The organism is Agrobacterium sp. AGB01 (assembly GCF_014851585.1).
Classification (GTDB): Bacteria; Pseudomonadota; Alphaproteobacteria; order Rhizobiales; family Rhizobiaceae; genus Agrobacterium.
In genome coordinates, this window is sequence record NZ_JACVAB010000001.1 from 179,411 (window position 1) to 195,833 (window position 16,423).

At 54.9% G+C, this 16,423-nt stretch carries 16 protein-coding genes; 5 read left to right on the forward strand and 11 right to left on the reverse strand.

Features of this window, described 5'->3' with window-relative positions; all coding sequences use genetic code 11:
- Positions 1–17 precede the first annotated feature (17 nt).
- The 6 genes from IB237_RS00840 to IB237_RS00865 all read right to left on the reverse strand — a co-directional run bounded on the left by IB237_RS00840 (position 18) and on the right by IB237_RS00865 (position 6,341).
- Positions 18–1,295: an imelysin family protein gene (locus IB237_RS00840; RefSeq protein WP_192486732.1), complete on the reverse strand. Its 1,278-nt coding sequence runs from the start codon at positions 1,293–1,295 to the stop codon at positions 18–20.
- A gap of 154 nt (positions 1,296–1,449) precedes the next feature.
- Complete coding sequence (locus tag IB237_RS00845) at positions 1,450–2,739, reverse strand: RsmB/NOP family class I SAM-dependent RNA methyltransferase (protein WP_192486733.1); 1,290 nt, start codon at positions 2,737–2,739, stop codon at positions 1,450–1,452.
- A 107-nt stretch (positions 2,740–2,846) separates the two neighbouring features.
- The gene (locus tag IB237_RS00850; protein WP_192487804.1) at positions 2,847–3,206 is read right to left on the reverse strand and encodes a septal ring lytic transglycosylase RlpA family protein; all 360 of its coding nucleotides are present in this window, start codon (positions 3,204–3,206) and stop codon (positions 2,847–2,849) included.
- Positions 3,207–3,603: 397 nt separating this feature from the next.
- On the reverse strand, positions 3,604–4,479 hold the full coding sequence (locus tag IB237_RS00855; protein ID WP_192486734.1) for an SDR family oxidoreductase: 876 nt from the start codon (positions 4,477–4,479) through the stop codon (positions 3,604–3,606).
- A 7-nt stretch (positions 4,480–4,486) separates the two neighbouring features.
- Positions 4,487–5,668 carry a tRNA epoxyqueuosine(34) reductase QueG gene (queG, locus tag IB237_RS00860; RefSeq protein ID WP_192487805.1) on the reverse strand — a complete coding sequence of 394 codons (1,182 nt, stop codon included), beginning with the start codon at positions 5,666–5,668 and terminating at the stop codon, positions 4,487–4,489.
- Positions 5,649–6,341 (reverse strand): glutathione S-transferase family protein, encoded by a 693-nt coding sequence (locus IB237_RS00865; protein WP_192486735.1) that lies wholly within the window; start codon positions 6,339–6,341, stop codon positions 5,649–5,651. Before IB237_RS00865 ends, queG begins: the two co-directional genes overlap by 20 nt.
- Before the next feature lie 161 nt (positions 6,342–6,502).
- Between IB237_RS00865 and IB237_RS00870 the strand changes: the two genes are divergently transcribed.
- On the forward strand, positions 6,503–7,309 hold the full coding sequence (locus IB237_RS00870; protein WP_192486736.1) for an undecaprenyl-diphosphate phosphatase: 807 nt from the start codon (positions 6,503–6,505) through the stop codon (positions 7,307–7,309).
- 560 nt (positions 7,310–7,869) lie between these two features.
- Here the strand turns inward: IB237_RS00870 and IB237_RS00875 are convergent.
- The 5 genes from IB237_RS00875 to dnaN all read right to left on the reverse strand — a co-directional run bounded on the left by IB237_RS00875 (position 7,870) and on the right by dnaN (position 12,180).
- Positions 7,870–8,850, reverse strand: coding sequence for a complex I NDUFA9 subunit family protein (locus tag IB237_RS00875; protein WP_192486737.1), 981 nt, complete (start codon positions 8,848–8,850; stop codon positions 7,870–7,872).
- A gap of 130 nt (positions 8,851–8,980) precedes the next feature.
- Positions 8,981–9,268 (reverse strand): DUF1330 domain-containing protein, encoded by a 288-nt coding sequence (locus IB237_RS00880; protein WP_192486738.1) that lies wholly within the window; start codon positions 9,266–9,268, stop codon positions 8,981–8,983.
- Between the two features lie 13 nt (positions 9,269–9,281).
- Positions 9,282–9,974, reverse strand: a complete 693-nt coding sequence (gene pyrF, locus IB237_RS00885; RefSeq protein ID WP_192486739.1) for an orotidine-5'-phosphate decarboxylase — start codon at positions 9,972–9,974, stop codon at positions 9,282–9,284.
- A 195-nt stretch (positions 9,975–10,169) separates the two neighbouring features.
- A complete protein-coding gene (pmtA, locus tag IB237_RS00890; RefSeq protein ID WP_192486740.1) occupies positions 10,170–10,763 on the reverse strand; it encodes a phospholipid N-methyltransferase PmtA in 594 nt (197 codons plus the stop codon).
- Positions 10,764–11,061: 298 nt separating this feature from the next.
- Positions 11,062–12,180: a DNA polymerase III subunit beta gene (gene dnaN, locus IB237_RS00895; protein WP_192486741.1), complete on the reverse strand. Its 1,119-nt coding sequence runs from the start codon at positions 12,178–12,180 to the stop codon at positions 11,062–11,064.
- A 295-nt stretch (positions 12,181–12,475) separates the two neighbouring features.
- Here dnaN and rsmI point away from each other — a divergent pair, with 295 nt between their 5' ends.
- The 4 genes from rsmI to IB237_RS00915 all read left to right on the forward strand — a co-directional run bounded on the left by rsmI (position 12,476) and on the right by IB237_RS00915 (position 16,421).
- Positions 12,476–13,363 carry a 16S rRNA (cytidine(1402)-2'-O)-methyltransferase gene (rsmI, locus tag IB237_RS00900; RefSeq protein ID WP_371815246.1) on the forward strand — a complete coding sequence of 296 codons (888 nt, stop codon included), beginning with the start codon at positions 12,476–12,478 and terminating at the stop codon, positions 13,361–13,363.
- Positions 13,353–13,721 carry a YraN family protein gene (locus tag IB237_RS00905; protein WP_192486742.1) on the forward strand — a complete coding sequence of 123 codons (369 nt, stop codon included), beginning with the start codon at positions 13,353–13,355 and terminating at the stop codon, positions 13,719–13,721. The genes rsmI and IB237_RS00905 overlap by 11 nt, the downstream gene beginning before the upstream one ends.
- Before the next feature lie 280 nt (positions 13,722–14,001).
- Positions 14,002–15,300: an extracellular solute-binding protein gene (locus tag IB237_RS00910; RefSeq protein ID WP_192486743.1), complete on the forward strand. Its 1,299-nt coding sequence runs from the start codon at positions 14,002–14,004 to the stop codon at positions 15,298–15,300.
- 143 nt (positions 15,301–15,443) lie between these two features.
- A complete protein-coding gene (locus IB237_RS00915; protein ID WP_371815213.1) occupies positions 15,444–16,421 on the forward strand; it encodes an ABC transporter permease subunit in 978 nt (325 codons plus the stop codon).
- Positions 16,422–16,423 lie beyond the last annotated feature (2 nt).

Here is a 16,423-nt window from a genome sequence, read left to right on the forward strand (position 1 = left end):
TACGGCCCGCCTCATTCTTACTGGAAAACAGCGTTCGGGTTGTCGAGGCTGTCAGAGCCTTCCAACTCGATCTTGCCGAGGTCGAGGGCCGTGATCACGCGCTCGACGCTCTTTGTCTGATCAACGAGACCGTCGATTGCTGCCTGAACAACGGCATTGCCTTCAGCGTTGCCTTCACCAATCATTTGGTCATAGGCTTCGCCAGCTTCAGCGCGCTTTTCCATGGCATGCATGGCGTCCAGCGTCTTGTTCAGCTTGCCCTTGACCTCTTCGTCCAGCGCCTTGTCCTTTTCCGCGACCAATTCGGAAACGGAAGGACCGGTCAGCTTGGTGCCGTCAACGCGGGTGTATTCACCGGTATAGGCCGAAGCGATGCCGATAGCATCGTTCAGATGCGAGGCATGGGTGTTGTCGGAGAAGCAATCATGCTCTTCTTCAGGATCGTGCAGCAGAAGACCAAGCTTCATGCGCTCACCTGCCAACTCACCATAGGAGAGCGAACCCATACCGGTCAGGATGGCAGTGATGCCTGCCTTGGGGTCGGCTGTGACATTCTTGGTGGCTTCACCTTCTGGTGCCCAGGCGGTGACCATATCCTGCAGATCAGCAACCAGCAGCGTGGTTGCAGCCTTCAGGTAGGCCGCGCGGCGGTCGCAATTGCCGTTGGTGCAATTCTTGGTGTCGTAGTCGGTGTAAGGGCGGTTGCCTGCACCGGGGCCGGTGCCGTTCAGATCCTGTCCCCACAGCAGAAACTCAATGGCATGGTAACCAGTGGCGACGTTGGCCTCAACTTCACCGGCTTCATGCAGGCTCTGCAGAAGCTCTGGTGTGATGTTGGCAGCATCAACATCTTCGCCGCTGATTTTCAGCGTCTTGTTGGCGATGACATTGGCAACATAAAGCTCGTTTTCATCGCTTTCAGTGCCGTAGGATGCGTCGACGTAATCGATCAGGCCTTCGTCCAGCGGCCAGGCATTGACCTTGCCTTCCCACTCGTCAACGATCGGGTTGCCAAAACGATAGACTTCTGACTGCTGGTAAGGAACACGCGCCTTGATCCAAGCGACGCGGGCGGCTTTCAACGTATCTTCGCTTGGTGTCGCGATCAGCGCGTCTACAGCCTTTTCAAGTTCCTTCGACGTGTTCAGCGAGTCTTCGAATTTGGCATGTGCGAGCTCCGCATAATGCTTGACGACAGCAGCCGGGTCGGTTGCTGCACGGGCAGGAATGGCGGTAAATGTGGCCGAGGCGGCCAGAAGCGCCAGGGTGGCGCCGAGAATGGATTTGCGGATCATGGTCCCTCCTTTTGCGACGCTAATATCCTGCGCCGCGGGCAGCCGAGTTCTGAACCAATCACAAACCTGTGTCAAATTATCTAGTTTAGAACCTTTTCAAACAGAACGGTCGAATTTGACACCCGTCATTTTGACGGGCGTCAAATGCTCGAGATCAGGCGGATTTCTGCATCGCGCAGAAAAAGAAGCCGTCCGTATCTGTTGAAGCAGGTGTCAATGTAATGGTGTCGCCATCGGACGAATGCGGGCGTTTGCCAGCCTTTCCAAACAGGTTGTCCCACTGTGGAAGTGCCGACTGAATGCTGAACTCCGGGTTCTCTGCGCAGAAATGCCGGACCTGGCGTTCGTTTTCCTGCGGCAGAACCGAGCAGGTTACATAAAGCAGGAAACCGCCGGGACGCACGAACGCCTTGGCCTGCTTCAGTGCATCGTTCTGCTGTTCCACACGCTCGTCAAGATTACGGGTGGTAATGCGCCATTTGGTGTCCGGGCGTCTGCGCCAAGTACCGGTGCCTGTGCATGGCGCGTCGACAAGCACACGATCAAATTTGCCAAGGAATGGATTAAGGCCAGCGGCGCGATCATGGACCTGCACGTTGCGGGTTCCGGCGCGCTTGAGACGCTCGATAATCGGCGCAAGCCGTTTCCGGTCTGCGTCAAAGGCGTGAACCTGGCCCTTGTTGTTCATGGATGCGGACATGGCCAATGTCTTGCCGCCGCCGCCAGCGCAATAGTCGAGAACCTGTTCGCCCTCTTGTGCACCGGCCAGATCGGCAACGATCTGGGACCCTTCGTCCTGCACTTCGAACCAGCCCTTTTGGAAGGAAAGTTCGGCCGTGACATTTGGCAGACGCGATGGGCCTGCGCCCGCGGGAATTCTGATGCCCTGCCGTGCAATCAGCGTCTTTTCCGCCCCGGCGTCGTCCAGGGCCTTCAGAACCTTTTCACGGGTGGCTTTCAAAGTGTTGGCGCGCAGATCGAGCGTGGGACGCTCATTCAGCGATTGTGCCTGCTGCAGCCAGCTTTCACCAAATGCTTCCTCAAAAGAAGCCTGCACCCAGTCAGGAATATCACCTTGAACATGCAGGGGAGCATCGGAAAGGTTCCGCGATTGAAATGCATTGAGTGCGCTGTCGGACAGCGCCTCTGGTGCAAACTTGTCGCCATCGAACTCGGCCCGCAATGCGTCTGCGGTCATGTTCCATTGGCGCAGCATCACACCGTAACCCAGCGCGGTTGCGCTATCGTCGTCCATCAGCCAGGCGTGGGAGAGTTTCATGCGCAGGGCATCGTAAACGATGTTGCCAATGGCCGCCCTATCACCGGAACCTGCAAAACGATGTGCAAGTCCCCAATCCTTCAAGGCATCAGCCACAGGGCGCTTGCGCGTCTCGATATCGGCCAGTACCTCGATTGCCCCGGCTAAACGCCCGCCCAAACGCATATGCTACCTCTCAACTATGATCGTCTGGTTGGTAGCGGTGAATGGCGGCGAGAGCAAGGCTTTCACGTTGTTTACCCGATTTGCGGGTAAAGCCGTCTTATCAGGGCTTAGCTGATGATCTGGTAGCAAACTTTTGCAGTACCGGAGCTGACCATGCCGATATGCTGTGCGGCAGCCTTTGAAAGATCGAGAACACGACCCTTAATGAACGGTCCACGGTCGTTGATGCGAACGATCACAGCCTTGCCATTGCGGTTGTTGGTAACCTTGACCTTGGTGCCGAACCGAAGCGAGCGATGGGCCGCCGTCAGGTTGGATGGGTTCATGCGTTCACCGGAAGCAGTCTTCGAGGTTAGTGCGTACCAGGATGCCCCGCCGCAGCCATTTGCTGCATTGGCTTGAAGTGGAGCAATAAACGAACAGCAAACTATAGTCGCAACGGCGATAGTCTTGTGGCCGATCTTCATCAAATTGTGCTTCCCTTTATCATCAGCGGGCGCCGGTTGATCTGTGCGGCGCTTAGAAAGGGCGAAAAATGGCAAAAAAGAGCCTTTTTCTAATCACGAAATATAAATGACTGTAATGATCATGATTTTATCGTGATGATTGAAAATGTTGAGCTTTTTGAGAAACAGTGAAAAATTTCTTTAGAATCAACAGCAAATTGAAAAGCAATTGCTAATGAATTTTAAGGTCTGGCCGTTCACAAAACTGTTATGAAAAAATTTTCCAAGACTGTGAATCTAGCGCCCAAAATCCGGTTTAACGAAATCTTAATGTGGCAAATTCTTGATAAATTCATCCGCTAAACTGGCTTTGGATGAATTTTTCATGCCAAAACCGAGGGTGGATTCAGCATTTCGCTTACCCCTGCCAGACCTTGTCGTCCCACATTTGCACTAACGACATCCGGTACTCCGGGTAGCGAAATTCAAAGCCCATATGTTGGATACGACGATTGGAGACGCGTTTGTTTTCGCCGTAGAAGGAGCGGGCCATCGCGGAGAGTTCAGCGGTTTCGAAATCCTGCTCTGGAGGTGGCTCAAGCCCCATCAGTCGAGCAGCGTAGGTCACAACATCCTGCGGCGGGCAGGGCTCGCTATCGGTCACATTGAAGATACCGTCAGCCTTCCGGGCAAAAAGGAATGCACATGCCGCACCGATGTCCTCCACCCGAATGCGATTGAAGACCTGATCCTTTTTGACCAGCCGGCGTGCCGTTCCGTTTTCCAGGTTTCGAAATGCATTACGACCCGGACCGTAAATGCCGGAAAGCCGCAAGATCGAGAGTGGCAGGCCGGAGGTTTTGGCCTGCGCCATCCATGCGTCCTCTGCCGCCACTCTTTGGACTGAGCGAACCGAGACCGGACGGCAGGCTGTTCCTTCATCCACCCATTCACCGCCATGGTCGCCATAAACGCCGACTGTTGACAGATAGCTTACCCATTCCAGTTTCGGCATCAGGCTTTGCATCGGTGCGTTGCCGATCAGGCGCAACAGCGGATCACCAGCGTCGTTCGGTCCGATGGATTGTATTAGGTGAGTTACGCTTGCAAACGTTTCACGTAGCGTATCATTCAGCTCTTCACCGTTGAAAATAAAGGGCTTTATTCCATTTTTTGCAAGCGGATCGGCCTTGTCGGCTGTGCGTGTTGTGCCTGAAATTTGCGAGACATGGGGTTGAAGGTTGGTCGCTATCGCCTTGCCGGAATATCCGGCTCCCAAAATCATCGCATGCATTATAGTCTTATGCTCCTGCCAGTCGCCATTCTTCAAGCACGTCCGGATCATCTTCCGAACCACGTGTTGCAGCGTAAGAGTGGAACGCCTGTTTGTCCATCAGTCGCGACAAGGCCCAAACGGCCATGCCGCGCACGTCAGGCGAGGGATCGTTCACGAGATCAAGACATCGGTCGACAAATGTAGCGTCACCGGAATTGCCAGCGGCAATCAGCACATTGCGAATAAAACGGTTGCGACCGACACGTTTGACCGGAGACCCACTAAAGAAAGTGCGAAAGGTCGGATCATCCAGCGTCAGCAAAAAGGCGATCGATGGTTCGTTCAGGTCGTCACGCGCCTTCAGCTTCATTTCTGATGCACTTTGCGCAAACTTGTTCCACGGACAGGCCGCAAGACAGTCATCGCAGCCATAGATACGGTTGCCGATCAGTGGACGGAAATGTGGGTCGATGATGCCCTTGTGCTCAATCGTCAGGTAGGAGATGCAGCGGCGGGCATCCAGCTTGTAGGGCGCGGGAAAGGCGTCGGTCGGGCAGGCATCGACGCAGGAGCTGCAAGACCCGCAGTGATCACGCTCCGGCCCGTCAAAATCCAGTTCGGCCGTGGTGAACAGGCTGCCGAGAAACAGCCAGGAACCATGCGTGCGGCTGACGATATTGGTGTGTTTGCCCTGCCAGCCGACACCGGCTGCCATCGCCAGCGGCTTTTCCATGACGGGTGCGGTGTCGACAAACACCTTCACATCTTCACCAGCACGGGCAGCAAAGCGCGTTGCGACCTCTTTGAGCCGGCCCTTGATAAGGTCGTGATAGTCGCGGTTGCGGGCGTAAACCGAAATTGCAGCCTTATCCGGTTTGTCCAGCAGATAACGCGGGTCTTCGTCCGGGCCATAATTCATGCCGAACATGACGATGGAGCGCACACTTTCCCAGAGGACACGCGGGTCGGCACGTCGTTCTTCCGTCTCCGCCATCCAGCTCATGGTGCCGTGGTAATCGGCCTCCAGAAAATCTCTGAGCCGTGCTGGCGCCTGCGGAATGCTGTCAGGGGCGGTGATGCGACAGAGATCGAACCCGACCGCTGCTGCCTCCGAGCGCACAAAAGCCGTCAGCTTCGCGCGGCGTTGGCTGTCGCGGTCATTTAAGGGCGCTGTTTGTGTCACCGGGTCAGAAATCGAGGTCCGCATAGTGTGAAGAAGGTGCAAGGCCACGGATCCGTTCCCCGAGCATCGGGCGGAAGGACGGCCGGGACTTCAGCCTTTGATACCATTCCTTGGTAATGGGGGATTCGAGCCAGTCGATCTCTCCCAGATAATCCAGCACGGAAACACCGGCTGCTGCCGCAAGGTCGGCATAACTCAGACGATCACCGGCAAGCCAGGTCCGTGAGCCGGACAGCCACTCGAGATAACGCATATGCTGGCGAATGTTGGCGCGTGCGGTGCGCAGCAGTTTGGAATCCGGGGCCCCACCGCCCTGTGCGGCGGTCATCTGCAGTTTATAGACACGTTCCCGTACCAGGGGGCGGGTGACGTCATTTTCCATCTTTTGCAGGAACCATTCGGTCAAGCGGCGAATTTCGGCGCGTTGGAACGGATCTTCGGCCAGCAGACGACGATCTCTTTTCAGCACACCGTGGGTTTCGTCCAGAAACTCGGCAAGCACATTCGGGCCGCAAAGCGCTCTCATATTATCATCAACATACACCGGCAGCGTGCCGGCCGGGTTGAGCGCCAGAAATTCCCTACGCTTCTCCCACGGCTGCTCCTCCACCAAATCGCACTGAAAGCCGTATTCTGACAGAATAAGACGTACAAACCGGGATGCAGTAGACATCGGTGAATGATAAAGAGTAGGCATTGATGCTCGAATTTAGAGATTGGTGATTTGTGAAAGGCTCGTGCTGCAGTGCTGCAAATATGCGCCTGTGGCAAAAGCTATAAGAGCTTAGCTAGTTCAAAACAAGTTTAAACCCAAGAGACCATCATCCACATTCTCCACGGCATATAAAAGGATTGCACATGGCGGACCAATCTATCATCAGCGCGTTGCTGCTTGGTATCGTAGAAGGTTTGACGGAGTTTATTCCGGTTTCGTCTACCGCACATGTGCTGCTTGCCGGACATTTCCTCGGTTTCAAGTCTCCAGGCAATACATTCGCAGTTTTGATCCAGCTCGGTGCGATCCTGGCCATCCTGCTGGTTTATTTCCAGAAACTGCTGTCGATTGCCATGGCTCTACCGACAAGTGCCAAGGCTCGCCGCTTTGTTCTGGCGGTCCTGCTGGCTTTTCTGCCAGCTGCCATCATCGGTGCCTTTGCCCATGATTTCATCAAGCAAGTGCTATTTGAAACGCCGATGCTGATCTGTGTCGTGCTGATCATCGGCGGCGTTATCCTGCTGGCCGTTGATCGCATGACGCTGACGCCGAAATATACCGACGTCATGGACTACTCGCCGTCACTGGCCCTCAAGATCGGTTTCTTCCAGTGCCTGGCGATGATTCCCGGAACGTCGCGTTCCGGTGCCACCATCGTTGGTTCGTTGTTGATGGGGACTGACAAACGCTCTGCAGCAGAATTTTCTTTCTTCCTGGCCATGCCGACCATGCTCGGCGCCTTCACACTTGATCTCTACAAGAACCGCGACGCACTGAGCTTCGACGATGGTGCGCTTATCGCCGTTGGCTTTATTGCGGCCTTCGTGTCCGGTCTTTTTGTGGTGCGTTCGCTGCTCGATTTCGTGTCGAAGCGCGGTTTCGCCGTCTTCGCTTGGTGGCGCATCCTGATCGGCATCATAGGTCTGATCGCTCTTCTGACGCTTGGCTAAATTTTGAGAACAAAACCGGGCTGGATGTGAAGATCATGTCTGGCCCGCTGGACACCAGAAATTCAAAAGCCTTTCCTGTTTCATTAAAACGGGAAAGGCTCAAAATGGCGTCAACGATGAAAATACCGCGCCGGTCGTCAAACCTAAAAATCAGATGCGATTTAGTGGATTGCACCGGTTGCGCAGGGATCCACACCGTAAGCCGGGGCGCATTCACTCTTTCCGGCGGCCACAGTACCCGGCGCCATGAAAGAACCTGCCAGAACTACCAATGCCGCACACGCAAAAAACAGTGCGATAGACCTGCCCATTATATATGCCTTTCAAATGATATTGCCCACATGACGGGTCGTCCATCTTGGGGATGCGAGGCTGGGGTATATGTGTCCCACCGCCCATTATCAATAGTACAGCTTGCTGAATGCTCGGTTAATGCAAAGTCTTATTCAGCGTTGCGCTTGTGCCACGCTTTCGTATCTGACGATTGTTGGCCAAAACGACAATCGCCCGGAAATAGTTCCCGGGCGATTGTAGATGTTTTAAAATTTTGAACCCCGCCCTCAGGCGGCTTTTCCAGTTTTGGCGAACTGGCCGTGGGCGCGATAATGCACCATGTATGTCGGCAAAACGGACGAGACACGAACAGGGGTAATGCCCATGGCAGCAAGTGTCAGGCCATTCTTCTCCGCGCTTTCGGAAACGACATTGTCCTTCTTCAACAGTGTAACCTGATCAGCGGTAAGAGCCGGCTTGATCAGTGGAACCATCGAGGAAATCTTGCCGATCAGCGAAGCGATCGGGAATGGCAGCGATACGAACGGGCGCTCACGATAGGTGGCAGCCAGAACTGCCTCAAGACAGTCACGGAATGTCATGACTTCCTGACCGCCGAGTTCGTAGATTGCGCCAGGCTTCAAGGCGCCATCAACGGACTTTGCAACAGCTTCTGCAACATCTTCAACATAAACAGGCTGGAACTTCGTCTTGCCGCCGCCAATCAACGGCAGGAACGGCATGGTCTGCGCCATGCGGGCAAACTTGTTGAAGAATTCGTCTTCATTGCCGAATACGACGGAAGGACGCAGGATAACCGCGTCTGGCAGAATGCTCTGTACGGCAGCTTCTGCACGACCCTTGGTGCGGGCATAGGACGATGCTGAGTTGGCATCGGCACCAATTGCCGAGATATGGGTCAGCTTGGCACCGGCGGCGCGGCTGGCTTCGGCAATTGCGCGAGCACCAAATTCCTGCACAGCGTCAAATGTGTTGCGGCCGTTTTCAAGCAGCAGGCCAACGCAGTTGACCACGTAATCGGCATCCTCGACAGCCTTGTCGATCGACTGGCGGTAACGAAGATTGGCCTGGGCGAAGGAAATCTGGCCAACATTGCCGAGTGGTTGCAAGAAGCCGGCAAGATCAGGACGGCGGACAGCAACGCGAATGCGGTAACCGCGCTTTGCCAGCGTCCGGACTACATGACGCCCGATAAAGCCCGAACCGCCGAATACGGTGACGAGAGGGGGAAGGTTTGCCAAGGTCATGACAGGCTCCTGCGAACGGAATTACTGAGGTTTTAATGGTCTCTTAGCTGAAAGCGGGCAGCAGGTGAAGAGAGAACAGCATCAAGGATTACCCTTTGATGAATGGTTCTCCATTCCCACTTGTTTTGCGTCAAATTCCCTCGACAACAACCAACTCTGCATCGGAAACTTCCTGACGAATTTTCAGGGCTTCCTGGTACTCAGGGGAGTTGAAACAATCGACGGCCGCCTGTCTCGAAGGGAATTCGATTACCACATTACGCTGGCGTGCTTTGCCTTCAAGTTCGCTAAACTCACCTCCGCGGGCCAGAAACACGGCGCCGAACCGCTCAAAGGCAGGTTTGGCGGTCGAAACATAGTCCTTGTAACGGTCGGTGTCGTGCACATCGATGCGGGCAATCCAGTAAGCCTTGGCCATCAGTTCAACTCCTTTAAAGTGCACTCTGCATTTCAGCGAGAATAGCGCGTGCAGCGGCTTTCGGGTCAGCAGCTTTCACGATCGGGCGGGCAACCACAAGATGGCTCGAACCGGCGCGGATGGCATCAAGAGGTGTCATCACACGTTTCTGATCTCCGTGATCGGCACCGGCCGGGCGAATGCCCGGGGTAACGACGGCCATATCTGGTCCAAGAACCTCGCGAACGGCGCTTGATTCTTCGGCAGAGCACACAATACCGCCCATGCCAGCTTCGCGGGCCTGTCTGGCCCGCAGCAGAACAAGTGAGCGGGCGTCGCCGCTGTAGCCGGCTTCGATGAGGTCGTCATTGTCCATGGAGGTCAACACGGTAACGCCCAGCAGGCAGAGGTCGGAGCCCTGCGCAGCCTTGACGGCCGCTCGCATTGCCTTGGGGTAGGCGTGAAGCGTCAGCATGGAAACGCCCATCTTGGCAATGTTCTCGACCCCTGATGCAACCGTGTTATCGATATCCAGCAACTTCATATCGAGGAAAACCTTCTTGCCGCTCTGGACAAGATCACGGGCAAATTCAAGCCCGCCAGCAAAGGCCAGCTGATAACCTACCTTGTAGAACAGAACGTCATCGCCAAGCTGGCTGACGATTGTTTCGGCTTCTTTTACTGTCGGAATATCAAGTCCGACGATCAGGCGATCGCGTGCGGTCATCTCGGCTCCCCGTTCGTTGAAAGCATTCCGCGCAAAGACGCGCGGCGCTGCGTTGCACCGATGTGATGAAACGCAATATGCTTTGGTCGCGTCCAAGTCGCATGAGATGGGCTGTTCCGCAAGAAAAAACGGACCCCATATATTGTCAGAGCCTTTTCATGTTCACTGAAAAGGCTCTTGGCGAAGTCTGCTGGTTCAGCTGCGGGTGTAACACCACAACTGTGCCGGCGGAATGTTGCGGACAATGAAGTCGAAATGCCGGATATGGTAGCGCGATGGCTGTGCAATGATCGGCGAAACCGGGCCGTAGGAAATCTGGATGACAGGACGGCCAACCGGAACGCGGTCCAGCAGCTGTTCCAGGAGGTTGGTGCGGGCCGACATCGGGAAGTTCAGCAGTGGCACCGCTGAAATGATGCTGTCAAAAATCTGGTCTTTCTGGTCGCCAAGCGTCTTTTCCAGATCAAACGCGTCGCCATTGATAAAATTAACGCCGGGGTAATGACGCAGAAGCTGATTATAGAAATCGGTCGAAAACTCGATTGCTGTCAGGTTTTCCGGTTTGATGCCACGGGCCAGAATGGCCTTGGTGATAACGCCGGTACCAGGACCAAGCTCGAGAACGGGAAGACCTGACTGCGGAGTGATGACGCTTGCCATCTTGCGTGCGGTGACGGAGGAGGTTGGAACGATTGCGCCAACTGCCTTTGGCTGGCTGACCATTCCCTTGAAGAAGCGAATTTCCTCTTCAAATTTTCTCCCGAAACGTTCCTTTAGGCTTAAACCCATTTGTTCCCTCTCCGTTTGACGGCGACAGTCATTGTCTGCGGTTATGTTGCGCTCGTTTGCCGCAAAAACAAGGCAAAATGTCGCAATTGGGTTCTTTGCAGATATTTTCTTTCTGCAGCTTATCGTGCCGAAGAACGCCACGGTGTTTTGATAACGACAGGCGATAACCTGATGGCCTGACGCTCAAGGCTTCGATTGCAACATGTCAGGACGCTTTAAATCGCATTGAATGAAAAACGCCGAAGGGGTGACCCTCCGGCGTTTTTAACAGATATGACAATATGTTGAGCCGGCTGTGTTACACGCGCATCGGCATCAGGACGTAAAGAGCATCATCGGCGGCAGTGTCGCGCACCAGCGTCGGCGAACCCGCGTCGGCCAGCAGGAAAATAGCGTCGTCGCCTGACAGCTGCGAGGTGATATCGAGCAGGTACTTTGCGTTGAAGCCGATTTCCATCGAGTCGTTGTCGTAGTCGATCGCGACTTCTTCAGTCGCGCTGCCGGAATCCGGATTATTGACGGTAAGCGTCAGCTGACCACTGGTGATTGCCAGCTTCACCGCACGACCACGCTCGGAAGAAATGGTCGATACGCGGTCAACGGCCTGGGCAAAGCTCTGGCAGGCAACGCGCATTTCCTTGTCGTTACCGGTCGGGATGACGCGCTGGTAATCCGGGAAAGTGCCGTCGATCAGCTTGGATGTCATGACAATCGAACCGATGGTCAGACGGATCTTGGCGTCGGAAACTTCCACCGTCACGATCAGTTCAGGGTTGTCGACCAGCTTTTGCAACTCACCCACGGTCTTGCGTGGAATGATGATGCCCGGCATGCCTTCCGAGCCGGATGGTGCCTCGACATCGGCGCGTGCCAGACGGTGGCCATCTGTTGCGACAGCGCGCAGCTTGAGGTCGTTGTCGCTTTCAATCGTGTGGAAGAAAATTCCGTTCAGGTAATAACGGGTTTCTTCCGTCGAGATGGCGAACTGGGTGCGATCGATCAGCATTTTCAGATCGCTCGCCTTCAGCTTGAATGTATGGCTGAACGTGCCAGCTGTCAGATCAGGAAAGTCTGTCTCCGGTAGGCACTGCAGCGAAAACTTCGAACGGCCGGAAGTAACCGTCATCGAGGACCCGTCCGGATTGGTTGCCAACAGAACCTCGGAACCGTCAGGCAGCTTGCGCACGATTTCGTACAGCAGGTGCGCTGGTACGGTTGTTGCGCCGGCCTGCTCGACCATGGCCGGTGTTGCTTCTGTTATCTCGAGGTCAAGGTCAGTTGCCTTCATGTCGAGGCTCGCACCGGAGGCGCGCAGCAATACGTTCGACAGGATCGGAATCGTATTCCGGCGCTCCACCACCCTGTGGACGTGGTTTAGCGATTTCAGAAGGTTGGAACGCTCAAGAGTAATACGCATGGACACTACCGCTTTCGACCGCGCGAACCGGAAACCCGGATCGACAATTGTATGCATGTCTGGCTGAACCAGAAACTGTGGGACGGGCAAAATGGCAGAGATATACCGAAAAATGCAAGAGGCGAATGCGTACGGCGCGCTCCATTTTGGTGCTATACAACATGATCCACAGCCAAAAACACCTTGGTGCCCTTGTTCAGGCATCGTCTCTTTACCATAAAGGCAGGAAAGATGCGGATAATGATCGGAAATAAGAGTGACGGATAATGAAACGAGCGGCACGCCATCAGGTGGCGTGAAGGGATATCTGGTTGGTGGCGTGACAGTGCCGTCCCGCCCGCTGGATGTGGCGCTGTACCTTGTCGCCACTCCGATCGGCAATCTCGGTGATATCACTCTGCGGGCTCTCGAGACCCTGGCCTCGGTTGATGTACTGGCCTGCGAGGATACCCGCGTCACCCGCATCCTGCTGGACCGTTACGGCATTCGCAACCGGCCGTTTTCTTACCATGAGCACAATGCCAATGAAGCGGGGCCAAAATTGCTGGCAGCGCTTGAAGCCGGAAAATCCGTTGCTCTAGTTTCCGATGCAGGCACACCGTTGGTATCCGACCCCGGTTATCGTCTTGGCCAGCAGGCGCTGGAGGCCGGTTACCGTGTGGTGCCCATTCCTGGCGCGTCAGCCCCGCTTACTGCACTTGTCGGTTCAGGCATGCCAAGCGACGCGTTTCTCTTCGCAGGGTTTCTGCCGGTCAAAGATAAGGGCAAGCGCGACCGCTTTTCGGAACTAGCCAAGACGCCGGCAACATTGATCTTTTTTGAATCGCCACATCGTATCGGTGCCACCATCAAGGTGGCGTCTGAAGTCCTTGGTGAGAACCGTCGTGCCGTGGTGTGTCGTGAACTGACCAAGACATTCGAGGAGTTTCGTCGCGGAACGCTAGGTGAATTGGCCGAGTGGTACAATGAGGACCGGGTGGTCAAGGGCGAGATCGTGCTGTTGATTGAGCCTCCGTCCTTTGACGAAGTGCCTGACATTGAGGATGTAGAGGATCTGTTGAAGGATCTGGCCTCCACCATGCCGACCGCAAAGGCTGCGGCCGAAGCGTCAAGGCTTACGGGCCTGCCCCGCAAGGAGCTTTATCAGCGACTGCTCGACATGAAGAATGCCAATGGCGGTTGAAGGCCGGCTAAAGAAACGAAAAAGGGCGCACCGGCGCGGCCATCTGGCGGAATATCTCGCCGCCCTTTACCTTGTCCTCAAGGGGTACCGCATTCTGGCGCTGCGTTATCGCACGCCGCTCGGTGAAATCGATATAATCGCCCGCAAGGGTGAACTGGTGGCGATGGTTGAGGTCAAGGCGCGCAAGGCCGAAAAGACGGCTGTGGATGCGGTCAGTTTTGAATCGCAACGGCGTATCCGCGCGGCCGCCGATGTCTGGCTCGCCCGCATGCGCGGCACAGGCCAACTGTCGCTGCGGTTTGATATTGTCGCCATCCTGCCATGGTCATGGCCCCGGCATTTCCGCGACGCTTTCTAAGGCGTTTCAGCCATCGGGAAGGGTTAGCGTCGCGCCTATGGCAGGGGCGGGAGTGCTGAACTCAACTTCTGCTTTTTGTTCAGCGTGCATCAATTGCCAACGGTTCAGCAATATTTGCGTCTGCGGAGTGATTTATCGGCATAACGGCGTGCTCTAATAACGACGTGCAATCAGCACCATGCACAACTGTAACAAATCTGACATGTAACTGTTAAAGTGGCGTCATGGAACGTCACTATTCGCATGCTCACCCCAATCAACTGGTGGAGAGGATCGAGTAATGCTCAAAAAGTTTTCCATGGCCGCACTGGCCATCAGCGTTTCGGCAACGTCTTCCATGGCGGCAACCAACATCACTTGGTGGCACGGCATGGGTGGTCGTAACGGCGAAGTCATCAACGAGATTTCGCAGAAGTTCAACGCATCGCAGGCCGACTGTGCGCTGACCCCGGTTTCCAAGGGCACTTATGAAGAAGCTCTCGCCAGCGGTATCGCAGCATTCCGTTCGGGCGAACAGCCAAACATCCTTCAGGTTTTTGACGCTGGCGCCGCCACCATCATCAACGCCAAGGGCGCAGTTATTCCTGCTGAAGACCTGATCAACAACGCCGGTTACAAGTTCGACCGCGAAGCCTTCATCCAGGGCGTACGTTATTTCTACGCGGATTCCGAAGGCAAGTTCGTCGGCATGCCGTTCAACTCTTCCGCTCCGATCATGTACATCAACACCGAAGCCTTCAAAAAGGCTGGCGTTGAAGTGCCAAAGACCTGGGAAGAATTCGAAACTGTTGCACCGAAGCTGAAAGAAGCCGGTTACACCGCGCTGACCGCCTCGCAGCTGACCTGGCAGTTCACCGAAAACTTCTTCTCGCGTCATAACCTGCAGTTCGCAACCAACAACAATGGTTACGACAGCGTTGTTGACACCAAGATGAACCTCACCGACCCGAACCTGATCAACATGTTCGAGAAGCTGAAGTCCTGGGCTGACAACGGTTACTACGCCTATTACGGCGCTGGCTGGGCCGACAACCAGAAGCCTTTCGAAGAGGGCAAGGTTGCTATGTGGATCGGTTCTTCCGGTTCGTTCGGTGGTCTGCAGAAGACTGCAACCATGCCATTCTCGGCTGATTTCCTGCCTTACTGGAAGTCGGTTGAAGGCGCTGGCACCAACACCTTCATCGGTGGTGCAGCCCTGTTTGCGATGGCTGGCAAGCCTGAAGCAGAAAACAAGTGCTCTGCTGACTTCTTCCAGTTCCTGACATCGCCGGAAATCCAGAAGTTCTACCATGAAGCAACCGGTTATGTTGCCATCACCAATGCTGCTTACGAGCTGACGAAGTCTGAAGGCTACTACGAAAAGCAGCCTGTTGCTGAAGTTGGCATCAAGCAGCTGATGCTCAAGGGTGGCGACTGGTCCAAGGGTTACCGTCTCGGTTTCTACCCACAGATCCGTTCGATCATGGAACGCGAATACAACCGCATTTTCGCTGGCGAAACGACTGTGAAGCAGGCGTTTGAAACCATCGAAAAGGAAGGCAACGAGCTTCTCGCACGTTTCGCCAAGACGGCTGGCTGATATCAGCTATCCCCGATAGTCGAATGTAAACTGGGCCTCCTTTCCCTTGTGGAAGGGAGGTCCATTCAGCGATTACCCCTATTGCGCAATTCTAGAGGTTGTCCGCCATGCGGTTTGCCGGAATTGCTTCAGGAGCAACGAGCGTGGCTTACACATCCTCTCAACCTCGCCGCATCCGGTTTCTTCCCGGATTTATCACCAGGGCGAACAAGCCGGCTGTTTTGGCCGAACCGGCTGGCATGAAACGGGTGCAGTTTTCCTCGTCGTTTCTTCCCTATCTGTTTCTTGCGCCGCAGCTGGCGGTTATTTTTATCTTCTTCTACTGGCCGTCCGTGCAGGCGGTTCAGTCTTCATTCTATATTGAAGACCCGTTCGGTTTCGGTTCGACCTTTGTCGGTTTCGACAATTACACCGACGCCGTTTCCAGTTCGGAATACGGCAATATTGCCAAGTTTACCGTAATCTTCACGGCACTTGTCACACTGTTTTCGTTATCGCTGGGCCTTCTTCTGGCGATCAAGGCCGACAAGATCATCCGTGGCAGTTCCGCCTACAAGACCTTGCTGATCTCGGTTTACGCGATCGCACCGCCGGTGGCGGGCCTGATCGGCATGATGTTCTTTGACCAGCACATCGGTCCCTTTGTAAAACTTGCCTCTTGGTTTGGCTGGGACATGAAGGTCGGGTTGAACTACTTCGATACGGCATTTGCGATGGTTACCGTCGCTGTGTGGAAGCAGATCCCCTACAACTTCATCTTCTTCCTGTCGGGCCTGCAGGGCGTACCCGTATCTGTTCGTGAAGCAGCTGCCATCGATTGCCGTTCGGGTTTCCGCCGGTTCTGGACGGTTATCCTGCCATTGCTGACCCCAACCGCCTTCTTCCTTTTGATCATCAACATCACCTATGCGCTGTTCGACACGTTCGCGATCATTGACGTGATGGTGAAGGACAAGGCTGCCAATAACCCCATTACCCTTGTCTACAAGGTCTTCATGGATGGTTTCCGTGGTAACGATATCGGTGGTTCGTCCGCCCAGTCCGTCATTTTGATGCTCGTGGTGTTTGCTCTCACAATCATCCAGTTCCGCTTCCTCGAGAAGCGCATTCACTACAGCTGAGC